The organism is Gilvimarinus chinensis DSM 19667 (assembly GCF_000377745.1).
Classification (GTDB): domain Bacteria; phylum Pseudomonadota; class Gammaproteobacteria; order Pseudomonadales; family Cellvibrionaceae; genus Gilvimarinus; species Gilvimarinus chinensis.
In genome coordinates this window covers 193,663-216,293 of sequence record NZ_KB898710.1, presented here as the reverse complement: position 1 = coordinate 216,293, position 22,631 = coordinate 193,663, and the positions used below count along the sequence as shown (strand labels likewise).

The following is a 22,631-nucleotide window of genomic DNA, read 5'->3' as shown; positions in this document are numbered from 1 at the left end:
ATAAACCTGCAGCCTAGCGCATTAAGGCTTTTAACTCGGGAATACACGAACCGCAATTGGTGCCGCATTTTAACTTTGCACCCAACGCTTCAACACTGGTGCAACCACCTTTAATCGCTTTGGCAATGGTGTTTTGGCCGACCTGATAACACGAACAGACAATCGCTCCCACATCCTCAACACCAGCACCGGGAATACCCGCCAAAATCGCAAATCGTGTATTGCTGTCAATTTCCTCACCCAGCTGCTGCTCCAGCCACCGCATTTCTCGCGCCGATACTTTATCGGTCGCCGCACTGAACACCACTTGCAAGCGTCCATCGCTAAAACCCGCCGCGCGGTAAAACTGATCGTGAGAATCGTGTACATCTACCCAGTCACCGATAAGCGGAAACTGGTTTTTTATCCAATCACTCCATGTTGCAGGGAACTCGCCATCGGCCAGGCGAAATTTGTAGCCGCCGTCGAGTGTAATCTTGGCCCAGTACTCACAGTGTGGCTGAATATCCTCGGCGCACACCAAAAAGCCATTCCAGGCTTGTTTGAAAGGATTAATGCGCACCGGGCTGTGCTTAAATTCAGGCTGTCCACAAATAGGATCAACCACCGCATTCACCAGCGCATCGGCACAACTGGACGCCGCGTACTTACCGTTCCAGTGCATGGGCACGAACACCTCGCCCGGTCGCTGCGAGCGGGCGGCTTTTACCCGACCAAAATAGCGTTGCCCTTGATTGGCCAACACCGCAAGATCGCCTTCAAGCAAACCAAAGCGCTCGATATCGTGCGGATGAATATCGATATAAGGCTCGTCAACATGACCCAGCAGCTTGGCCGCCGTGCCCGTGCGCGACATGGTGTGCCACTGATCACGAATACGGCCAGTGTTTAAAATCACCTGCTCAGCCGTTGGCTCGTGCACCGGTAAACGCGCCTGAATAGGAATAAACCGCGCACGGCCATCCGGAGTATAGAACTGGCCATTGCCAAATAATCGGTCGGTACCCTTGGGCGAGCCCGTGGTAACGGGCCAGCGAATGGGAGTAAAGCTTTCGTAATCCTCCCGTTTTATATCCGCCAGCGCCGAAATATTAAAACCGCGACTGTGGTTATTATCCAAGCCGGAGAGCGCCGCGTGTTCGCGAAAAATATCCACCTGATGCGGATAATCAAAATGCTCAGAAAAACCCAGCTTGGCGGCAAAGTCGCACATAATTTGCCAGTCGTGACGCGCCTGCCCCGGCGCATTTAAAAAACCTTTTTGCAGAGATATACAGCGCTCGGAGTTGGTGACTGTGCCGTGCTTTTCACTCCAGGTGGTCGCGGGTAACACCACATCGGCGAGCTTGGCGGTATCGGTATTGCCAATGCAATCGCTCACCATCACTAGCTCGCACTTTTGTAAGGCGTCGCGGATTCGACCCGCTTCGGGCATGGTTACCGCAGGGTTTGTGGCCATAATCCACACGGCTTTAATCTTACCTTCGTCAATGGCACGAAACATATCCACCGCTTTTAGCCCTTCCTTGCGAGCCATATTGGGCGCCTGCCAAAATGATTCAACGCGGTTAATATCGTCGGAGTTGTCGTAACCCATGTGCGCCGCCAGCTGATTCGCCAAGCCGCCGACTTCGCGCCCACCCATAGCATTGGGTTGCCCGGTAATAGAAAAAGGCGCTGCACCTACCTTACCTATTTTTCCTGTTGCCAAATGGCAATTGATAAGCGCATTGCCTTTGTCCACTCCGGATGACGACTGGTTAATGCCTTGCGAAAAAACCGTGACCACCTTTTCGTTACCGGCAAATAACTGATACACACGCACCACGTCGTTACGGTCCAATTGGCATAAGTGCGCGGCCGCTGTTACATCGGGAACTTGCCCTTGCGCTACCGCTAACGCTTCCTCAAAACCGTTAGTGTGAGCCGCAATAAACTCTCGGTCCAACGCGTTGGTATCTGCCAAATAACTGAGAAGGCCATTAAAGAAATAAGCATCCGAGCCTGGTCGTAAAGGCAGATGAATATCCGCAATTTCGCAGGTGGCGGTGCGGCGCGGGTCCAGCACCACAATCTTCATCTCGGGCCGCTCTTCTTTAGCTTTGGCTATGCGTTGATAAACCACAGGGTGAGCGTAGGCAGTATTTGAACCCACCAAAATCAAAAGATCGGTTTGCTCTAAATCCTCGTAGCAACCGGGCACAGCATCCGAACCAAAGGCGCGTTTATGAGCAACCACAGCCGAGGCCATACAAAGACGTGAGTTAGTGTCGATATTCGCGGTGCCAATAAAACCTTTCATCAATTTATTGGCAACGTAATAGTCTTCCGTAAGCAATTGACCGGACAAATAAAACGCCACGGCATCTGGACCATGCTGCTCAATAATTTCTCGAAATTTACTGGCACCATAATCCAGCGCAGTATCCCAGCTTACGGCCTTGCCATGAAGCATGGGCGTAAGCAGACGATCCGGTGAGCTTTGCGTTTCATGCAGTGAGGAGCCTTTGATGCATAAACGGCCTTTGTTGGCGGGGTGATCGGTGTTTCCGGCAACCGCCACTACTTGATTATCCGCCACGGCGGCGGTAACACCACAACCCACGCCGCAATAACAACAGGTGGTATTGACCGTATCGGAGGCGATTAACTTCTCTGGCATATTCATCAGGCGGCCACCGCTCCGTCGCTGTCTTGCTGCTGATCGCTATCTTGATAAAAAGCTCGACCCATCAACAGAAAAGGTGCAATCTTGCTAACGTCTTTTTTCTCACTCAACATCGTGAAGTAATCCTGACCGTCGCGGGCATCGCCAAACAACACCGCGCCAACAATTCGGTTATCACGCAATAACAATTTACGATAGATGCCAGCTTTATCATCGCGATACACCAACTCGCGATGCTCATCGGTCGTTATAAAATCACCGGCGGAAAATAAGTTAACCCCCGACACCTTGAGCTTGGTAGGCACCGGAGTGTTTTCAAAAGGCAGCTTGATGTTGTTGCACAAACGCTCGGCTAACGTAATGCACTGCTGCCAAATGGGTTCTACCAAACCAAAAGTTTCGCCTTTAAACTCCACACACTCACCGATGGCGCTTATGTCTTCATCGGATGTGGCCATATAAGGGTTTACCGCAACCCCACGCGCACCTTTAAGCCCAGCAGCCAAACCCAGCTCTTTGTTGGGGGTAATACCCGTGGCAATCACGCAGAGCTTACAACTAAGAGACTGTCCGGATTTTAATTCAGCGGATTTTAGTTCGTGCGAACCGCTGAAACGAGCCACCTCATCGTTCAAAATAAAGCGAATGTTTTTTTCCTCAAGCACACGTTGCAAATAACCGCCTGCGGTTTTATCCAGCTGGCGATTCAGAAGCCAACCCGACCGATGTACCAAGGTCACACGCAAGCCTTTCAATGCGAGGCCGTAAGCAGCTTCCAGACCCAATAAACCGCCACCAATGACCAATGCATCGGTATCGGTTTTACGACTTTGCCTATCGTGAAATCTCGCCACATTCAGTAAGCGATCTACATCGCGCAATGTGCGAAAACTGTAAATATTATTCAATTGCTGATTTTCAGCAGGAATTTTGGCGGGGCGGGAACCCACGGCCAAAATTAAGTGATCGTAACGCAAGCGATTGCCCTCACTGGTGAGCACACATTTGCGCTCACGCTCAACGGCTTTCACCTGCACACCGCTGACAAAACGAATACCGCGGTCGCGATACCAGCTGCTGGGCTTGCCAATAATGGCTGGCACGTCGGTCTCCCCTGCCAACACCGGCGACAGCATAATGCGGTTATAGCTGCCTTGACGCTCGTCACCAATAACGGTCACCTCAAAGCCTGAAACATCTCGTTTTATCAGCTCGTCCAGCAACCTCCCAGCGGCCATACCATTACCTACAATAAGGAGTTTTTTCTTCTTTCCAGTCACACCTGCCACCTCATAGCGCTCACCGCACCAGACTAACCACCCCTGCTGCACCACTTTGACTCAAAGAGCAAACCACAAAACGCACTCAAATAGAGAGTTGTAACGCAAAAACGCACCCTAATCGTGCTGATCTTCCCGGGATTGCGGGGGGCATTGGATTTAGGAGGAGAGGAGCAAAAGCCAGGCCAGCTTACTTCACCACCACAAAGCAGGACTATAGCGCGAGTAAAAGATAACCTTCGTACGGTCAGCACATGGGCTTGGCCAAACCCCCTGAAGACAATCAATGTCTAAAGGCAAATGCGGTAGAATAAGCACCATCACAACTGTTGCCGATTAAGAGATACGCATGTTTCATATCGTTTTATTTGAACCGGAAATTCCACCCAACACGGGCAATATCATCAGGCTGGCGGCGAACACCGGCTGCCAAGTCCACCTGATCGAACCGTTAGGTTTTGAGCTGGACGATAAACGCCTGCGCCGGGCAGGCCTGGACTACGGTGAATGGCGTGATATGCAGACCTACCCTGGATGGCAAGCGTTTTTAGATACCGCCAAACCCGAGCGTATTTTCGCCCTCAGCACCAAAGGCAAAGCTCGGCCCAGTGATACGGCCTTCGCCAAAGGCGATTTTTTATTATTCGGCCCCGAAACCCGAGGACTACCTGCAAGCATCCGAGAATCCTTGCCGCCCGATCAAGTCCTGCGCATTCCGATGCTGCCCGAAAGTCGCAGCATGAATTTGTCTAACGCCGTATCGGTAATCGTATACGAAGCCTGGCGTCAATTGGGTTTTTCTGGTTCTTAGTGGCGTCAAGTAACGCCGGTTAACGAATGCCTGTAAAACCATTATGATGGTCGCCTTTTGGCAGGAGTCTAGGTATGCCCCGCATTCAAATTCTGGTGGGTTCTGAAATGGGTACCGCTGAAATGGTGGCCGCCAGTGCTAAAGATTATCTGGAAGCCAATGGCTACGAGGCAGTAGTTAACCCTCTGCCTGAGGTAGCCGATATTACGGATAACCCAGACGACATTCTTCTAATTTGCACCTCAAATACAGGGGCCGGCGATTTACCCGGTAATATCCAGCCGCTTTTTTTGGGCCTGACCCGCGACTTCCCCAATATCGCTGGGCGTCGCTACGGTGTCATTAACCTTGGCGACAGCAGCTATGCCACCTTCGCTGAGGCCGGCCGTGCGATTGATCACGCTATGAGCGAGTTGGGTGCTACGCGTATTGGCGAGCCCCTGGTGTTGGATGCCTGCAGCGGCGATGACCCAGAACAATTAACGCTGCAATGGCTCCCTCAATGGACGTCCGCACTGTGAGTCGCGCACCCATTGCCCTGTTTTACGGCAGCTCCACCTGCTACACCGAAATGGCTGCCGAAAAAATACGCCAGACGCTGGGCGAATCGCTCATAGATATATACAACATTGCCGAAACCCCCATTATCGAAGCGAGCTTTTACTCGCTACTGATTCTCGGCATCCCTACATGGGATTACGGTGAGCTTCAAGAAGACTGGGAAGAGATTTGGGACGAGATTGATCAAGTTGAATGGCAGGGTAAAAAAGTCGCTCATTACGGCCTGGGGGATCAGGTGGGTTACCCAGAATGGTTTCTCGATGCCATGGGGTACTTGCATGCCAAGGTAACCGCTTTAGGCGCCCTCCCGTGCGGCTACTGGCCCCGCCAAGGCTACGAGTTTGAGGCCTCCAAAGCATTGACGGCAGACGGCTCACAGTTCGTAGGGTTAGCTCTGGACGATGAAAACGAGTTCGATCTTAGCGAAGAGCGCATCAGTCTATGGTGCGAACAACTGAAGCGTGAATTCTCACTGTGAACCCACACTCACCCGACCAGGCTCGTCTTATCTGGGATGAACAGGGGCAGCCCCTGTCTTCTACCTTTGACGATGTGTACTTTTCTCGTCAGGACGGGCTGGCCGAAACCCGACATGTGTTTCTCGAGCACAATCAGTTACAAAAGCGCTTTGAGCAGCTAACGACAACAGACGACACCGGAACCGGGGTATTTACTATCGCCGAGACCGGATTTGGTACCGGCCTAAACTTCCTTGCGGCCTGGCAGCTGTGGCAGCAGCACGCCCCGAGCACCGCACAGCTGCATTTTGTCAGTTGCGAAAAATTTCCGCTGAGCAAGCCCGACCTGATACGGGCACTTAGACTCTGGCCCGAATTGTCATCGCTGGCGAACGAACTGATAGACGCCTATCCAACGTATCTTCCGCCGGGCCTCCACCGCCTGAACTTTGCCGGCGTGCGCCTGAGCTTACTTATTGCTGATGCCGCCGACGGTTTTGCCCAACTGCTGCCAAGCCCTGACCCTCGCTGGCAAACACCCAACTTCACCGTCGACGCTTGGTTTCTAGACGGTTTCGCGCCCAGTAAAAACCCAGAGATGTGGTCGGAAGAGCTCTTCCGGGTCATAGGCCTGCTATCGCGGGAACAGACTACCCTCGCTACTTTTAGTGCTGCCGGTGTAGTAAAACGCGGCTTAACGTCGGCCGGCTTCAGTATTCAGAAAGTCCCCGGTTTCGGCCGCAAAAGAGAGATGATCAGCGCTCGGTATGACGGGGGTTGTTCATCGTCTACGGACTATTCACAACACCGGCATGCACCGGGAATATACCAGCGCAGTACGCAGCCGCCCGGTGTTCGACACGCCATTGTTATAGGTGCTGGCCTTGCCGGCTGCCACACCGCTCGAGCACTTGCCGAGCGCGGCTGGCATGTTCAGGTATTAGACAGCGAAGCAAAGCCAGCACAACATGGCTCGGGCAATCGCCAGGGGGTACTCTACGCGAAGTTAAGCCATAAAAATGAGACCTTGCCGGACTTTAATCTGCATTCTCTGCTGTTTGCACAAAGACACTACCGCCCTTTTTGGCGCATGGGGCCAACGCTAGGCGCCCCCTGCGGTGTGCTACAACTCGCTTACAGTGAAAAGCAGGCACAGCAATATCAGCGCATCAGTGAGAAACACGCACTTGCCACTTGGCTCGATAACAGGCAAGCCAGTGAAAAGGCTGGGGTGCCACTCAACCATGGGGGGCTTTACTTCAATGGGTGTGGCTGGTTGAACCCGCCGGCAGTGTGTGAGCAGTTACTTAACCATCCATTGATCAGTTTTAAAGCTGGGCAAGCTATTTCTGCGATAAAACAAGTCGATTCATTATGGCAAGCGCTGGATGATAACGGAGAATCTAAAGCTACGGCCGAGGTGCTTGTTCTCGCCACGGCGCAACAATGTGGATCCTTTACGCAAACAAGGCATTTACCGCTCAAAGCGATTCGTGGCCAAGTCACCCACATCCCCGCCACTGCGAAAAGCGAAACGCTGCGCACCGTGCTTTGTGCCAAGGGCTATATTGCCCCATCCTGGGAACAGCATCATAGCCTAGGGGCGACGTTCAACCTCGCAGAGACAGACACCCAACTACGCCAGGAAGACCACCTAAAAAATATGGCCCACCTCAGTGATTTCGGCCCTGTTTTGCAAGCAAGCCTCGGCAACTCTGCCCATGACCAACTGAAAGGCCGCGCCGCCCTGCGCTGCACCACCCCAGACTACTTACCTGTGGTTGGTCCAGCCCCTGACGCTCAACAATTAGAGCAGAGCTTTGCCCCTCTAAGTAAAAATGCCAAAGCTCGGCTTGAATGCGAAGCAAGCTATCACCCGGGCCTTTATCTAAATACCGGGTATGGCTCGCGAGGACTTGCCTACACTCCCCTGTGCGCAGAATTTCTCGCCGCCCTTATTAACCGCGAGACTCCGCCCCTTACCCAACACCTGGCGCAGGCACTGCATCCGGCGCGGTTTATTCTCCGCAATATTATTCGTCAGTAACTGCTATGTGGGGTATCCACTGGATACCGGTTTAGCCTACCCCACTCACCCTCATATCAAGCTGAAAAACGCTTTCTTAAGCGTCTGTGAGTTCAATGGTGGACTGCATAATAATTTGCGAACCACTACCACAGGCAATCACCGTACGCATCGCCGCTTCAACGGAAATATCTGGCAGCAGGGTGACGCATTCACGGGGCAAGTGGTAAACAAATCCGGAAGTAGGCACCGGAGCGGTCGGCACATAGACGGTGTAACCGCCATCGCTATGCTCTGCCGTCACGATTCCTGTTACACAGACTGGGCTGGAACTACCCATAATATAAGCACGGCACACCTTTCCATTTAACAGCGAGGCATTGCCTTCCCCTCCCATGATCTGCACCACCATTTCTTTGATGGTGCTATAGCCAGGAGCCAGACGAGATAATACGCCATCCACCATACGCTGCAGCCAGCGCCCTATGCCGGTTTTCACCAGCAGGCCGATACAAAAACACGCGCCGAGCACCACCGCAACACCCAGCACATCGGCGGTATACTGGTTGACTGTTATATAGCTCGCAAGCCAAGCGCTCAGCGGGGCCGTCAAGTCAACGATAACCCCAACCAACCACTGCAAAAGTAAAACAAAAATAGTAATCGGCAGAACTACCGCGAGGCCACCAAGTAAAGTTAGAACGACAAACGAGCGTAAACGCTTCATACCACTAGCCTTGTTATTTGTTAACTGATGTTATTATGTCCAAACTCAAAGGCCCACACAACGTCAGTAGCATCATGTCAGCAAACCCGTATCGACTCTTTTTTTTATTTTTTTCAACGCTGCTGAGTGCGACTTCAAGTGTCGCTGCCCCCCCTCAATTAAACTATCAAATTATCGATGTTATAGCCCGCGATACCCGCCCTTTTACACAGGGTCTGGAGTTTGACGGAAACCAGCTTATCGAAAGCAGCGGCCTAAGAGGTCGGTCTTACGTAGTCAAGACCAGCTTGCCCAATCAACAGAACACCCAAACGCTATGGCATACACCGTTACCCGCGCCATATTTCGCTGAAGGCTTGAGCCAGGTCAACGGGCGTATCTATTTATTAAGTTGGCAACAACAAAAAGGCTGGATCATCCATCCGGATACGGGGAGTATCGAAAGTGAATTTACTTACACGGGTCAGGGCTGGGGCTTAACAGCAATAGACAACCAGTTAGTTCGCAGCGACGGCAGCCATATACTTTATTGGCACAGCACGAACGATTTTAGTGAGCTAAAGAAACTGGAGGTGACTTGGAGTGGCCAACCGGTCAAGCGATTAAATGAACTGGAATACAGCAATGGATTGATATGGGCGAATATATGGCAAAGCTCTTTCGTAGTTGCCATCCACCCCATCAGCGGCAGCGTTGTAGGCTGGGTCGATTTGACTGAACTCACGCAACGAGAAGCGCAGGTTGCTGCGGATAATGTTCTCAACGGTATCGCCTATCATGAAGCTTCAAACACTTTTTGGTTAACAGGAAAACGCTGGCACCATTACTACCGATTAAAAATTCAGCAGCCTTACCCCTTATCGCCAGATTTATAAACCTATTTCACGTAAAATAAAGGCTGTTTTCCGCTTAACGGCTAAAACCTTATTATGCCAAACCTACTCAATACCTGCACTTCACACTCAGGTAATCGCGACTTTAACCACTGCAGCAATTGTCGCTTAAGCGGTATCTGTTTACCCTTGTCATTAGAGTTTTCGGATATCGATCGCCTTGATGCCATAGTACAAAAAGGAAAACCCCTGCAAAAAGGGGAGATACTATATCGCTCAGGCGATGACTTTACCGCAATTTATGCCATCCGATCTGGTGCCATTAAAACCTGGCAAACCAGCCGTGAAGGTGAAATACAAATCACCGGCTTTCATTTGGCCGGCGAGGTCATCGGGTTAGACGGCCCAGCCACCAACCGGTTAAGCAACAGTGCTCAGGCGCTGCAAACAACATCTGTGTGCGCCATTCCATTTTCTAAACTGGAGTCGCTCAGCCGCCAAGTACCCGGCTTACAACGCAATTTATTACAATTACTCAGCCGCGAAATAACGAGCGAGCAGCGCCATTTTGGCCTGCTTGGACATGCCAGCGCAGATACTCGTGTCGCCGCTTTACTGTTGAGTCTGTCTGCACGACATGAGAGGCATAACCTATCGGCAACAAGGTTTACCCTGCCTATGTCACGAGGGGATATGGCCAACTTTTTGGGGCTAACCCTGGAAACCGTTAGCCGAGTTTTCTCCCGAATGCAAAAACAACAAGTTATTACGGCCTGCGGCAAAGAGCTTGAAATTCTCGACTCCACAGCCCTGCACAATCTTGCCCATCACTCCGACTGAGGATACCCAATGTCTCAAACAGCTTTATTACACGCTACGCTCACCGAAATTGATGCGGCCAATAAAAAAGACCCCCACCTAGAGAATGGGACGCCCAAAGAGCTTCTTTACTCCCAGCGCATGAGTGAAGAACTGATGCTATTTACCCCTGATGCTTCCGCTCATTTACAGATAGCAGCTCGTGCTCAGCATATCGAGCGCTGGATTATCCCTCGTGCCGACTACCCCATGGATAAAGCTGGCTATAAAAAATGGCGCACTCAGCTGGCAAAGCATCATGCTCAGCGCACGGCTGAAATAATGCAGGCCAATGGTTTCCACTCTGAAGACTGCCAGAGAGTTTCAGATATGCTGCAAAAAAAGCGGCTTAAATTAGACCCTGAAGTTCAAACTCTTGAAGATGTCGTGTGCCTAGTGTTTCTCAAATATTATCTAGTGGACTTCGCCAGCAAGCATGATGAAAGCAAACTGATCGACATCATCCGCAAAACCTGGAACAAAATGTCGCCTCTAGGACACGAAGCTGCTCTACAGATAGACCTGTCTCCAGACATGGCAAATTTAGTGCAAAAAGCCTTGCAGCATTAAGTTGATTCTGGGAAACGACCAACCTCTGTATTGGTCGTTTTTTAAAACTCTTCGAAATACCCTCACCCAAAATCGGTGCAAAATTTCATAAAAATACGTAAATTTCGGCAAAGACTTGACCTAAAATACAAAGTCGTATATACCCAGAGCGTGAACTACATAACAAAAATGATAATTAAGGTGAAGCTCTTATGAAAAAACTACCAATAACTGCGGCCTTGGTTGTTCTCGTCCTTTGCGGTAGTAGCTGGGTTGGGGCGTGTGACGACGCTTGTGAAAAGAAAGCTGAAGCAAAACACGGGGTTAAATTTGCCAGCTATTTAAACAAAGATTTTTGCAGCACCACCCGTGCAGACTTTCTTATCCAAGATTATAAAAGCTTAGAAAAATACCAAGCTGAACAATTACCCAATGGTCATAAGGGCGGGATGAACAACATTCGAAAGATGCTGGAGCAACGCAAAGACTGGCTGACGGAGTGTGATGATTATTTACGCATGACCGATCAAGGTCGCATCTTTCGCGATAAGGCCACCACCGATAAGATTTTTGCCGCCATCGACAAGACCAACCGTGAACTGAACAGTCTGGTATACAACGGCAGCCAGGATCTTATCGTTGTCAACGGCCTGGATATTGCTCAGCAAGACTTTGATCAAATGATGCAATTACTGGATCAACACAAAACCCAGCTGCAATTACGCGGCCTTCTGGTTAACCGCTAACGATCGGAAGTGGGCGTTTTTTTCAATGATAAAACCGCGCGCTTTGGCTTGCCCGGATTTTCGGCAAACATGCGCGCTTGACGCTCAAGCTCTTGTGCCGTTCGACTTTTTACTTTTACCGCGCGATCTTCTCGAGCCGTGAATTGCCCCGTGAACCCAACTTCCCGAGCAGCATTTTCCAGGGCCTGTACCCCACACCGTAATAATCGGGCCTGATCTACAAAGTTAAGATTTTTAGGGAAGTTGCTAGGATCTACCGACGTGGGGTTTTGAGGGTCCCCTTCGACGCGGATTACACATCCGCTTGCGTGCTTCGCCTCACCGGAGGCTAAATCAACCTCCCAGGATTCAAAGTCCATTGTTTGGGCCTATGTTAAGTGATAGTACACCCCGCGCATTTAACACGGGGCAGAAGAGATTACTGATGAAAGGTGACAGTTTTACGACAAGTAAGCAAAGGCGGTCAAAAGTTTATTCGCCACTTAACCTAGCTTTACGCTGCCGAGCCGGCGGGGGCGCACCGATGTGAGCTTCGTTGCGAGTTTTAGCCAGCTCAATCTGCTTCTGTCGCTCAGCAAACCGTTTTTTCTGATCTTCACTTAATGAATCAAAGCAATGGGGGCAACAAACTCCTTTCAGGTACTGCGGCGAGTCCTTCTCCTGCTCAGTAATCGGGTGCCGACAGCCATAGCATTGATCAAACGAACCCTTCTCTAAACTATGATTCACCGCCACACGGTTATCAAACACAAAGCATTCACCTCGCCATAAGCTCTCTTGCTCTGGCACCTCTTCAAGGTATTTAAGGATTCCACCTTCAAGATGATACACCTCATCAAAGCCCTGCTCTTTCATGTAGGCGGTGGCCTTTTCACAACGGATTCCGCCCGTACAAAACATCGCAACTTTCTTATGCTTTTCGGGGCTGAGATGATCTTTCACATACTCAGGAAACTCGCGAAACGTTTCAGTCTCAGGATCAACTGCGCGCTCAAACGAACCAATGGCGTATTCATAGTGGTTACGGGTATCAACCACCAGCACCTCCGGATCACTGATCAACTCATTCCAGTCTTTCGGTTTTACGTAGGTACCCACAATCTGCTTAGGGTCAATACCTTCTACCCCCATAGTGACAATCTCTTTTTTGAGCTTCACTTTCATGCGGTAGAATGGTTTATCCTGATGTAAGGATTCCTTATGTTCCAGATCAGCAAACCGCTCATCTTTTTTCAAATAGCTGAGTAGGCCGTCAATCCCCGCACGAGTACCTGAAATAGTGCCATTAATCCCCTCAGCCGCCAGCAGTAGGGTTCCTTTAAGCCCTAAACGCTCACACTCCGACAACAACGGCTGCCGAAGCTCCTTGTAATCAGGCAACAAAACAAATTTATACAGGGCAGCTACAACTATTTCACTCATGCTCGTGCGGTTTCCGGTCAATCGTATATTGAAGGTCAAAATAGGGGGCGAGATTATAGCCGGTTGTTTTTTATACAGCCAGCAAATGTCTTGATTTCGCTCAAGAAATGATTATTTTCCCCCTCCCCCCAGGCAATTCGGCGACTCAGGCACTGCAGTATCCGACCACTCATCAGGAGCAAAAGTGTGCAATGCCAGGGCGTGAACCGGCCCCGCCATCTGCTCCTGCAGCACCGCGTACACCGCCTGGTGGCGCTGAACTTGCCGCTTACCGACAAATGCTTCGCTCACCAGGGTAACTTTAAAATGGGTTTCGGAGTTCGGCGGCACGCTGTGCATGTGACTTTCGTTCACGACCTGCATCACCACAGGTGAGAATTCAGTGCGCAAAGCGTGCTCAATGGTATCTTGTACAGGGTTCATAGGTACCTCATTTGGTGTGGCCCTATTGTAACGCATGCAGCCCCTCCCCTCACTGTTCACCACTGTCGGGAATATATCGAGCCTGCTCCAACTCCTGTTCTAATCTCTGCCCTTCTTCCGCACGGGCCTTGGAGAACTGCGCCACAATCACGTACACCACCGGAGTAAGGTACAGGGTAAACACCGCCGCCAAGCCTAAACCGCCGAACACCACCCAACCAATGGACGTGCGTGCTTCAGCCCCTGGCCCGGCGCTTAGAATCAAGGGCAAACCACCCAGAATAGTGGACATCATCGTCATCATAATTGGACGTAAGCGCACTTTCGCCGCCCGAGTGACAGCACTCAGAACATCGGCGCCACGATCACGGAGCTGATCGGCAAACTCCACCAGTAATATACCGTTTTTTGCCATCAGCCCAATCAGCATAACCAGACCAATTTGAGAATAAACATTAATGCTGGTACCCGTCAGTAACAGGGCGAATATAGCCGCCGCTACACCAAAGGGCACCGTCAACATAACAATAACCGCACTGGAAAAGCTCTCAAACTGAGCACACAACACTAAAAACACAACGATCAGAGCGATTATGTAGGTGAGCATTACTTCTTGTGAGGTTTCATCTAAAGTCTCGGCCTCCCCAAGAAAAATAAGCCCTATGCCCGGCGGCAGTTCGCGCTCGGCTAACCCTCGTAAATCCTGCACGGCGGATTGCAACGGATAGCCATCGGCCAGATCAATATCAATTTCAATAGCTCGGCGCTGCTTGTGTCTGTCCAGCTCAGCCGCTACCGCCTCTTCACTCAAGGTGACGACGGTGGACAGAGGCAGCAAGCGACCATCCGCGTTACTGACAAACAAGTTGACCAAGTCCCCTGGGTCATTAATCTGATCACCGGAAGACTCAATAATAATCGGGATAGCTTCATCGGCGACCGATAAATCCACCAAGTCATAGCCGTCGACCATTGCACGCAAAGTGGTGGAAATATTCTCCAAAGGAATATTTAAATCCGAGGCACGACGCCGATCAATCGTTACGGCGAGCTGGGGCTGGGTAGGCTGAAATTGAATATCTGGCTGGGACAAATTAGGTAATTGATCTTCAATAGCGGCGGCAAATAACTCTGCCGCAGCAAAAATCTCTTGGTAGTCACTACCCACGAGCGCTATGTCTATACCGCCCCCACCGCTCCATAATCCCAAACTGTTTGTCGTAGAGATGCGCACAAAAGCACCTGGAATTTCCGACATAGGCTCACGCAATTGCGACATCATCTCTTGCTGGCTGCGCTCGCGCTGCTCCCAATCCGCCAAAGGTAGAATTACTCGCCCGCGGTTAGGATCATAGCGGCCTACAATACTGAACAAATGAGTCGCCTCACCCGATTCCAGCAAGGGCTTCACGCGATCTTCCATAGCCGCTACCTGCCTGGCTGTATACTCTAACCCAGTACCGTCAGGCCCGGTGGCATCCACATAAATAACACCCCGGTCTTCCTCAGGAAGAAGCTCCTGGTCGACGTTATGGTAAACCAGCACAGCCCCCACAATCGCCGTGCAAGCTAGCAATAACCCCAACCAACGAAAACGCAACACCCGCTCTAGAGAGCGACCGTAAACGCCGGCTAACCTATCCCCAATAGCGGTCATACGATCGCGAATCGGGTGAGCCTCGTCTTTACGTTCCGGTACAATACGCGCAGCCATAGCAGGGACAAGTGAGAGCGCAACGAACGACGAAATACCTACCGCAAACGCAAGCACAAAGCCGAACTCACGAAATAGACGCCCCGCGGTACTGGGCAGCATGGCGATGGGTACAAACACCGAGACCAATACCGCTGTGGTGGCAATCACCGCAAAAAACACTTGCCTCGTGCCCAATACCGCTGCCGCGCGGGCACCTAAGCCCTGATGTCGCCGCCGCTGAATATTTTCCAACACAACAATTGCATCATCCACCACCAGTCCAGTGGCCAGCACCAGAGCCAGCAAGGTAAGAATGTTGAGAGAAAATCCCATCGCCCAAATAGCAGCGACGGTACCAATCAGTGCCACGGGGATTGCCACACTGGGAATCAGCGTCACGCGCAGCGACCCGATAAACAACCAGATGGTGAAAATAACAATACTCACCGTCAGCGCCATACTAATGAGTACTTCTCGCATGGCCCCTTTGATAAATTCAGCGCTGTCTTCCGTTAGAATCAGCTCCGAATCACTAAATCGTTCGTTCAAACGTGCAACAGCCGCATGCACGCGCTCTGCAATATCCAAGGTGTTGGACTGCGACTGACGCACAATCCCAAGCCCCACTACCGGCGAGCCATCCAGACGCACATAAGAGCTGGTGTCTTCCGGTGCAAAGAACACCTGAGCAACCTCAGCCAGGCGAGTATCACCGCGTACAATGATCGCTTGCAGCGCCTCTTCGGTAACTGCTGATGCATCGGCACGAACTAAAAGCTCTAAATCGCCAGAGCGAAAGCTACCCGAAGGCACATCAAAAGGTGCCTGACGCAACGCATCGGCAACATCGTTTACCGATAAACCTAAACTCGCAAGGCGCACAGGATCGACCACTACCCGCAACACTTTTTGCCGCTCACCAAAAAGCACGACATCTGCCACACCGTCAATGGATATCAACTCAGGAATTAAATCCTGCTCCGCCCGACGGGTCATCTCCAGTTCGTTAAGGCTATCGCTCACCATCGCCAGATTGATAATAGGGTTGGCGTTTGGGTCCGCTTTGACTACGGTTAAAGATTCAATATCCGGGGGTAAGTCGCGCTCAATTTGGCTGACAGCCTCACGCACATCCGAGGCGGCACTGTTCAAGTCCACCGTGGGAGAAAACTCCACATGCAGGCGCATGTTGTTTTCTTCACTGGAAGAGCGAATATTGCGAATACCCGATACTCTGGCCACCGCACCTTCAACTATGCTGGTGACTTCTGCATCCATGGTTTCAGGCGACGCCCCCGGATAAACACCACGTACCGAAACAACGGGCCGATCGACATCAGGCAGTTCTCGCACTTCAACCGCCTTAACGGCCGCCAAGCCTGCAATGGCAATCAATAAATTCAATACCAATACTAAAATCGGACGGCGAATGCTCAGGCTGGCAATATCTTCCTTATGCAAATTCTCGTGATGCTCAGTCACCGTTCACCTCGGTAATGTCTGCTGCTGGGCCGGATCCCTCTCTCACTGGGTTTCCATCAGCGTTCACTATTTGGTCTACCCTGACTGCCATCCCCTGACGAACCATTTGAATGCCTTCCAGCACAACCAGTGCGCCTTCCGGCAAATCAACATCCACCAATACCTTACCCGCTAAGCGCTGAACAATCGTGGCCACACGCCGCTCAGCGATACCATCAACGACCGCCCACACATAAGAACCCCGAGCCCCCCACTGCAGTGAGACCTCTGGGACTACCGCATATTCATTGCCCAGCAATTGCAATGCAATGCGGAAGCTCATACCGGGGCGCAGCGCGTCATTTGTGTTATCGACATGGGCGCGAACTCGAAACATACGCTCGCTATCATCCACTCGACTGTCAATTTCCACTACATCGCCTTCAGCAATGGTGTCTTTTTCACGCCAGGTAGACAGGGCAATTTTCTGGCCGACATCAATTTGGCCCAATAAAAGCTCAGGCAAAGAAAAGGTAACCAACAAACGACTGCGGTCATCCAGCGTGGTTAAGGTGGTACTGGTATCTACCCAGGCACCGGGGTCTATATCGGTAAAACCCACATACCCCGTAAACGGTGCTAGTACTTTCTGATAGGCCAAGTTCACTTTGGCACGATCCACCGCTACTCGGGCTCGCGCCACTGCGCTATCAGCATCATCCAATGCCGACTGGGTTACAGCTCCGCTGTCTTTGGTTTGACGATAACGCTCCAGCAAACGCTCAGCGTCGGCAAGCTCCAGCTCGGCATTACGCAGCGCTAACTCTTCATCGCGGCTGTCCAACGTGAATAACTCGGCACCCTGATTTACTTTTTGCCCAGGTTGAATTTGGACGCTATCCACCTGACCTGCGACCCGAGGTCGAATATTTACTGAGTGCAGTGCACGCGACGTGCCTACGGCTTCAACTTCAACCCGCTCGGGGATGTAGTGAATTTGAGCTGCAATCACCGGGCGAGGCTTGTTATCGCTTCGGGCTTGTTTCGAGGGTTCGGAGTCAGAACATCCGGATAAAACCACGCTCAGCAACAACAGGCCAACGCCTAGCGGTACACCGGAAAATACATTGCGAAACAAGTACAGCATTTTTATCGTTCACCTTTAATGGACACGTTTATGCTTGGGGATTCTACGGCTCGGCCGACGCCTTAGGCAGCACCGACACGTAAGGAACTGTAAAACAGGTATAGTAAGGTAAAGCCCCCTTTAAATGGGGACTTTATTAAGGAAAAGGATCAGCTGGCAATCACCTCTTGCCCAGATTTAGACGGCCCCCCAAAGCGCTCCCGGGCAGTTTGTATCGCCCAGTAAAACAGCGGTACTAGCAATGTACCTAAAATAGACGCTGCCATCATCCCCCCAAACACGGTAAACCCCAAAGAGATACGCGAAGCCGCGCCCGCACCACTGGAAAAGATCAACGGCAATACCCCCAGCACAAATGACAGCGCCGTCATTAACACCGCTCTAAACCTTAAGTGCGCCGCATGATAAGCAGCATTCACAATACTTTCGCCCGCGCTGCGCTGCTCCATGGCAAACTCCACAATTAAAATCGCAGTTTTAGCGGCCATCCCCAACAACAACACCATACCTATTTGGGCGTAAAGATTATTGGTTAAACCCGCCAACTGTAACGTAAAGAGTGCACCGAATAGGGCCAGAGGTGCCGCCATAATGACGGCTATGGGGATGGTCCAGCTTTCGTACATGGCCACCAAAAACAAATATACAAACAAAAAGGCTAACGCAAACAACACTGGCACCAGATTGCCCGCGTCGATCTCCTCTTTAGACTGACCGGACCATTGGTAGGTAAACCCGTCCGGTAAATGTGTATCAGCCAGATTTTCCATCGCGGCAATAGCCTGTCCCGAACTCAAGCCAGGCGCAGGATTACCGGTAAGTTTTGCGGAACGGTAAAGGTTGTAATGACTGATACTCACAGGCCCCTGAACGGGTTCAAGCCTCGCCAAGGTCAATAAAGGCACCATTTCACCCTTATAATTACGCACATAATAGTGCTGCAAATCTTCAGGCTTTAACCGGTAGGGACCATCGGCTTGAATCATCACGCGATAAGTCCGTGAGTTAAAGCTGAAATCATTTACGTAAACCGAACCCCACTGGGCCTGCAGGGTGGTAAATATATCGCTGATGGCAATGCCTTGGGCTTTCGCTTTATTTCGATCCACATTGAGAAAGTACTGCGGTACATTGGCACGAAAAGTACTGAACACCTGAGACAAATCGCCACTGCTATTGGCCGCGTACACCAAGCCATTCATCGCCCGAGCAAGTTCACCCGGTGAGCGCCCTGCCGTGTCTTGTAACTGAAATTCAAAACCGCTGGAAACACCAATACCGGGAATCGGCGGTAAATTAAAAGCCAGCACTCGCGCCTCGGTGATAGCATTAAACTTTGTGTACAGCTGGGCCAGAATAGCTTGCACACTTAAGTCTGGCGAAGTGCGTTCCTCCCAATCGTCCAGCACCACCACCGCAAAACCATTATTTGACCCTGCGCCAGACAGCACACTGAAACCGGCCACAGAAATCACATCACTAACACCAGGCTGCTGCAACGCTATATGGGTAATCCGGTCTAACGTTGCAACGCTACGCTGACTCGAGGCGGCATCGGGAAGCTGTACGTCCACAAACAGATAGCCTTGATCCTCCTCAGGAACAAATCCACTAGGTAGATTCATCAGCAACCAAATTAACCCCGCCACAATCAACACCAGCGCCACACCACCTCGAGCGGAACGCCGCAACATGCTCCCTATAATAGTTTTATAACCAGCAGTTAACTTTTCAATAGCGCCCTCCACAGGAGCCATAAACCTCGCCGGTTTATTCTCCTCCCGTAGCAGCACAGCGCAAAGTGCAGGGCTTAACGTTAAAGCGTTAATAGAAGAAATGAGTACCGCGCAAGAAATAGTCACAGCAAACTGCTGATAAAGCACCCCTGTAATACCCGGCATAAAGCTTACCGGCACGAATACCGCCAGCAACACCAAAGTGGTTGCAATGATTGGTTTACTAACCTGTGCCATGGACTTAAGCGTGGCTTCACGTACCGTACATTTATCTTCGTGCAGCACACGCTCAACATTTTCAATCACGATAATTGCATCGTCCACAACGATACCAATGGCCAGCACCAAACCAAACAAAGTGATTAAGTTAATGGAGTAACCCAGCGCCAACATGCAGGCGAAAGTGCCAATCAATGAGACAGGGATTGCAATGGAAGGTATAAGCGTTGCACGCCAATTCTGTAAAAATAAAAACACCACAGCGATGACTAAGGCCACAGCCTGCAACAGCGTGACAACAACCTCTTCCACTGAGCGAGTAATAAACACAGTGGAGTCAAAAATCAGTTTGTATTCCATTCCTTCAGGTAAATTTTTTCCCAACGCCTGCATCTGCGCCCGCACTCCGGATGCCACATCCAAGGCATTTGCATCCGGCAACTGATAAATCACCATAAAAGCGGTTTCTGCTCCGCTTAATTTCGCAGTAACTCCATAGCTGCGCGAGCCCAGCTCCACCCGTGCGACATCACGCAGCTTTACGACGGCACCTTGGTCATCAGCACGCAAAATAATATCGCCAAACTCATCCGCACTTTGCAACCGTCCTTGCGCCTGAATGCTGTATTCAAATACTTGGCCATCGGGCACGGGGTTTTGCCCCAACTTACCCGCCGCAACAATCACATTCTGCTCACCTAAAGCCTGAGTAATATCCGTTACTGTTACACTCAAAGCACGCATGCGATCAGGGTTTAACCATAACCTCATTGCATAGGCCTTATCGCCCATTAAGTTAACATCAGAGACACCCGGAACTCGCCCCAAGGGTTCCACCAAAAAACTATCGGCATAATTATTGAGATACAGCTCATCAAAATGCTCATAGCCTGGCTTTGCAACCAGGTTGACCCCCAACAACATATTGCTGGCCTGCTTACGTACCGTAACCCCTTGCCGGGTAACTTCTTGCGGCAAAGAGGGCGTCGCCAATGAGACCCGATTTTGTACATTGACCTGGGCGATATTTTCATCGGTGCCAGTGGCAAAGGTTACCGTGATACTGGCCGCACCGTTGTTTGATGCAGAAGACTCTATGTAGAGCATATTCTCCACACCGTTGATCTGCTCTTCTAGTGGCCTTAGCACAGCCTCTTCTACCACTTGCGCACTGGCTCCAGGGTACACGGCCGATACCTGCACTTTGGGGGGAGCAAGGCGAGGATACAAATTGACTGGCAAGCTATTGAGTGCAAGCAATCCAACCAAGGTAATGACAATGGAAATGACAAAAGCAAATTTAGGGCGATAAATAAACGTCCGGCTGATCATAAGCTCAGCCCACCTTATTGGTTGTGGGGGCGAATAGCCCCAGTAACGAAATCTACCTGATGTACTACAGGCTCAACTTCAATTCCTGATCGCACCTTTTGCAAACCATCGATGATAACCCTGTCGCCTACTTGCAACCCCTCTTTTACTACCCACATGGGACCTAAACGTCTTCCCATACGAACAATCACCTGCTCGACAGTATTGTCGCCGCTCACCAACAAAACTGAATAGCCACCCTGCACAGCCTGCACCGCAGCCTGCGGAACCACCGGTAAATTGTCTTTTTCTCGCCCCTCTACCAGCAAAGTAACGTACATACCTGGCACCACAACGCCGTCTGGATTGGGAAATTCGGCACGCAGGCTAACGGTGCCCATCGTCGGTTCCACTTGCGTATCGGCAAAATTTAATGATCCCGATTCTGGATAAATGTCGTTATTTGGCAGGCGCATGCTGATATCCACAGGGGGCGACTGATTGAGCTTGCCCTCACGCTGGCGCTGCTGCAAATACGTGATGTAAGCACTTTCCTCAAGTTGAAAGTTTACGTAAACAGGGTCAGAAGCTGAGAGCTCAGCCAGTGGCTCGCTGGAAGGGCCAACAATAGTTCCCACGTTGTAACGGGTTTTGCCTATCACACCATCGAAAGGAGCGGTAATTCGTGTGTAACCGAGATTAATACTTGCCGATTCCAACTGCGCCTCAGCAGCTTTTAACGTCGACCTTGCCTGACTGGCAGCAGCCTCTAATTTATCCAGATCTTGCTGGCTCAAGTAGCCTTCTGGGGCCAGCTGCTCACCGCGGGCAAGTTCTTTCGTGGTTCGATCCACTTCACTTCGAGCGCGATCAAGTTCAGCTTGAGCGCCTTGTACCGCAGCTATGTAGGGTGAGTCTTCAATAGCGAACAACAACTGTCCCTGGAGCACTGCGGCCCCTTCAGCGAAACCCCGCTGCTTCAGCTCACCTTCAATACGCGCCCGCAAAGCCACAGTTTTTCGAGCCTCAGTGCGCCCTACAAACTCCCGGTAGGTGCCCACGGGCCGCAGAGCCACCTCGTACACAGACACCGAAGGCTTTACCTCTGGTGCCGGTGGTGGCTTTTTAGAGCAGGCCTGCAAACCGAGAAAAATAACAAGGATAAGGCCAAACAATGTGGCATTAGATACGGACGACCGGGGGCTCGCTGCACTCATAAATCACTTCCTGATGATGTCGACACTATCGCGTCAGTTCGACTCTCTTCAATATACTAGCCTTCCTGGCCGTTAACTTCCTATTGCGAAAACAAAATAGTCAGCGATTCAAGCAAATCGGTTCCAGGCAATAATTCCCCATATCACCGTTAAGAGAATTAAGCTCAGCAGCACTACCGCCGAAGCAATATCCTTAGCCCGTCCGGACAATTCATGAATTTCTGAGCCGGTGCGATCGACCACAGCCTCTACCGCTGAGTTAATCAACTCGGCAATCAACACCCAAAAAACACTGGAGATAAGCAGTACCAATTCAATATGATTAGTCGCCAACAAAAATGCACTGGGAACCAGTACAAAAGCCATAATCACCTCTTGGCGAAAAGCAGCTTCAAACTTCCATGCCGCTCCCAACCCCTGCAGGGAATAGCCCAAAGCATGTGCTATTCGGGTAACCCCTCTTTTACCTGGCTTCATTCGTC

At 51.0% G+C, this 22,631-nt stretch carries 19 protein-coding genes; 8 read left to right on the top strand and 11 right to left on the bottom strand.

Annotated features, from left to right (window positions below):
• Window positions 1-13 precede the first annotated feature (13 nt).
• Together D568_RS0114410 and D568_RS0114405 are read right to left on the bottom strand one after the other, a co-directional pair.
• Window positions 14-2,668 carry a nitrate reductase gene (locus D568_RS0114410; RefSeq protein ID WP_020210316.1) on the bottom strand — a complete coding sequence of 885 codons (2,655 nt, stop codon included), beginning with the start codon at window positions 2,666-2,668 and terminating at the stop codon, window positions 14-16.
• A complete protein-coding gene (locus tag D568_RS0114405) occupies window positions 2,668-3,948 on the bottom strand; it encodes an NAD(P)/FAD-dependent oxidoreductase (RefSeq protein WP_157497887.1) in 1,281 nt (426 codons plus the stop codon). Before D568_RS0114405 ends, D568_RS0114410 begins: the two co-directional genes overlap by 1 nt.
• Window positions 3,949-4,297: 349 nt before the next feature.
• Between D568_RS0114405 and trmL the strand changes: the two genes are divergently transcribed.
• From trmL to mnmC, 4 genes are all read left to right on the top strand, one after another.
• Window positions 4,298-4,759 (top strand): tRNA (uridine(34)/cytosine(34)/5-carboxymethylaminomethyluridine(34)-2'-O)-methyltransferase TrmL, encoded by a 462-nt coding sequence (gene trmL / locus D568_RS0114400; protein ID WP_020210314.1) that lies wholly within the window; start codon window positions 4,298-4,300, stop codon window positions 4,757-4,759.
• A 74-nt stretch (window positions 4,760-4,833) separates the two neighbouring features.
• Window positions 4,834-5,280, top strand: a complete 447-nt coding sequence (locus D568_RS0114395; RefSeq protein WP_020210313.1) for a flavodoxin domain-containing protein — start codon at window positions 4,834-4,836, stop codon at window positions 5,278-5,280.
• Complete coding sequence (gene fldB, locus D568_RS0114390; protein WP_026287060.1) at window positions 5,262-5,798, top strand: flavodoxin FldB; 537 nt, start codon at window positions 5,262-5,264, stop codon at window positions 5,796-5,798. Before D568_RS0114395 ends, fldB begins: the two co-directional genes overlap by 19 nt.
• Complete coding sequence (gene mnmC, locus D568_RS0114385; protein WP_020210311.1) at window positions 5,795-7,825, top strand: bifunctional tRNA (5-methylaminomethyl-2-thiouridine)(34)-methyltransferase MnmC2/FAD-dependent 5-carboxymethylaminomethyl-2-thiouridine(34) oxidoreductase MnmC1; 2,031 nt, start codon at window positions 5,795-5,797, stop codon at window positions 7,823-7,825. Before fldB ends, mnmC begins: the two co-directional genes overlap by 4 nt.
• A 76-nt stretch (window positions 7,826-7,901) precedes the next feature.
• Here mnmC and D568_RS0114380 read toward each other — a convergent pair whose 3' ends face one another.
• The gene (locus D568_RS0114380; protein ID WP_020210310.1) at window positions 7,902-8,531 is read right to left on the bottom strand and encodes a DUF502 domain-containing protein; all 630 of its coding nucleotides are present in this window, start codon (window positions 8,529-8,531) and stop codon (window positions 7,902-7,904) included.
• Window positions 8,532-8,566: 35 nt separating this feature from the next.
• On the opposite strand from D568_RS0114380, the gene D568_RS0114375 reads away from it, so the two are divergent.
• The 4 genes from D568_RS0114375 (at window position 8,567) to D568_RS0114360 (ending at window position 11,517) form a co-directional block, all read left to right on the top strand.
• Window positions 8,567-9,406 carry a glutaminyl-peptide cyclotransferase gene (locus D568_RS0114375; protein ID WP_026287059.1) on the top strand — a complete coding sequence of 280 codons (840 nt, stop codon included), beginning with the start codon at window positions 8,567-8,569 and terminating at the stop codon, window positions 9,404-9,406.
• Window positions 9,407-9,460: 54 nt separating this feature from the next.
• Window positions 9,461-10,204, top strand: a complete 744-nt coding sequence (gene fnr / locus D568_RS0114370) for a fumarate/nitrate reduction transcriptional regulator Fnr (protein ID WP_020210308.1) — start codon at window positions 9,461-9,463, stop codon at window positions 10,202-10,204.
• A gap of 9 nt (window positions 10,205-10,213) precedes the next feature.
• On the top strand, window positions 10,214-10,792 hold the full coding sequence (locus tag D568_RS0114365) for a DUF4202 domain-containing protein (protein WP_020210307.1): 579 nt from the start codon (window positions 10,214-10,216) through the stop codon (window positions 10,790-10,792).
• Between the two features lie 191 nt (window positions 10,793-10,983).
• The gene (locus D568_RS0114360) at window positions 10,984-11,517 is read left to right on the top strand and encodes a hypothetical protein (protein ID WP_020210306.1); all 534 of its coding nucleotides are present in this window, start codon (window positions 10,984-10,986) and stop codon (window positions 11,515-11,517) included.
• On the opposite strand, the gene D568_RS21930 is transcribed toward D568_RS0114360, so the two are convergent.
• The 8 genes from D568_RS21930 to D568_RS0114320 all read right to left on the bottom strand — a co-directional run bounded on the left by D568_RS21930 (window position 11,514) and on the right by D568_RS0114320 (window position 22,626).
• The gene (locus tag D568_RS21930) at window positions 11,514-11,876 is read right to left on the bottom strand and encodes a hypothetical protein (RefSeq protein WP_020210305.1); all 363 of its coding nucleotides are present in this window, start codon (window positions 11,874-11,876) and stop codon (window positions 11,514-11,516) included. The genes D568_RS0114360 and D568_RS21930 overlap by 4 nt on opposite strands.
• A gap of 112 nt (window positions 11,877-11,988) precedes the next feature.
• Window positions 11,989-12,939, bottom strand: coding sequence for an oxygen-dependent tRNA uridine(34) hydroxylase TrhO (trhO, locus tag D568_RS0114350; RefSeq protein ID WP_020210304.1), 951 nt, complete (start codon window positions 12,937-12,939; stop codon window positions 11,989-11,991).
• A 111-nt stretch (window positions 12,940-13,050) separates the two neighbouring features.
• Window positions 13,051-13,362 (bottom strand): BolA family protein, encoded by a 312-nt coding sequence (locus D568_RS0114345; protein ID WP_020210303.1) that lies wholly within the window; start codon window positions 13,360-13,362, stop codon window positions 13,051-13,053.
• Between the two features lie 49 nt (window positions 13,363-13,411).
• Window positions 13,412-16,540, bottom strand: coding sequence for an efflux RND transporter permease subunit (locus D568_RS0114340; protein ID WP_020210302.1), 3,129 nt, complete (start codon window positions 16,538-16,540; stop codon window positions 13,412-13,414).
• Window positions 16,533-17,666 (bottom strand): efflux RND transporter periplasmic adaptor subunit, encoded by a 1,134-nt coding sequence (locus D568_RS20275; protein ID WP_020210301.1) that lies wholly within the window; start codon window positions 17,664-17,666, stop codon window positions 16,533-16,535. Before D568_RS20275 ends, D568_RS0114340 begins: the two co-directional genes overlap by 8 nt.
• Window positions 17,667-17,815: 149 nt before the next feature.
• The gene (locus D568_RS0114330; protein WP_020210300.1) at window positions 17,816-20,953 is read right to left on the bottom strand and encodes an efflux RND transporter permease subunit; all 3,138 of its coding nucleotides are present in this window, start codon (window positions 20,951-20,953) and stop codon (window positions 17,816-17,818) included.
• Window positions 20,954-20,967: 14 nt separating this feature from the next.
• A complete protein-coding gene (locus tag D568_RS20270; RefSeq protein WP_020210299.1) occupies window positions 20,968-22,149 on the bottom strand; it encodes an efflux RND transporter periplasmic adaptor subunit in 1,182 nt (393 codons plus the stop codon).
• 108 nt (window positions 22,150-22,257) lie between these two features.
• On the bottom strand, window positions 22,258-22,626 hold the full coding sequence (locus D568_RS0114320; RefSeq protein WP_020210298.1) for a diacylglycerol kinase: 369 nt from the start codon (window positions 22,624-22,626) through the stop codon (window positions 22,258-22,260).
• Window positions 22,627-22,631 lie beyond the last annotated feature (5 nt).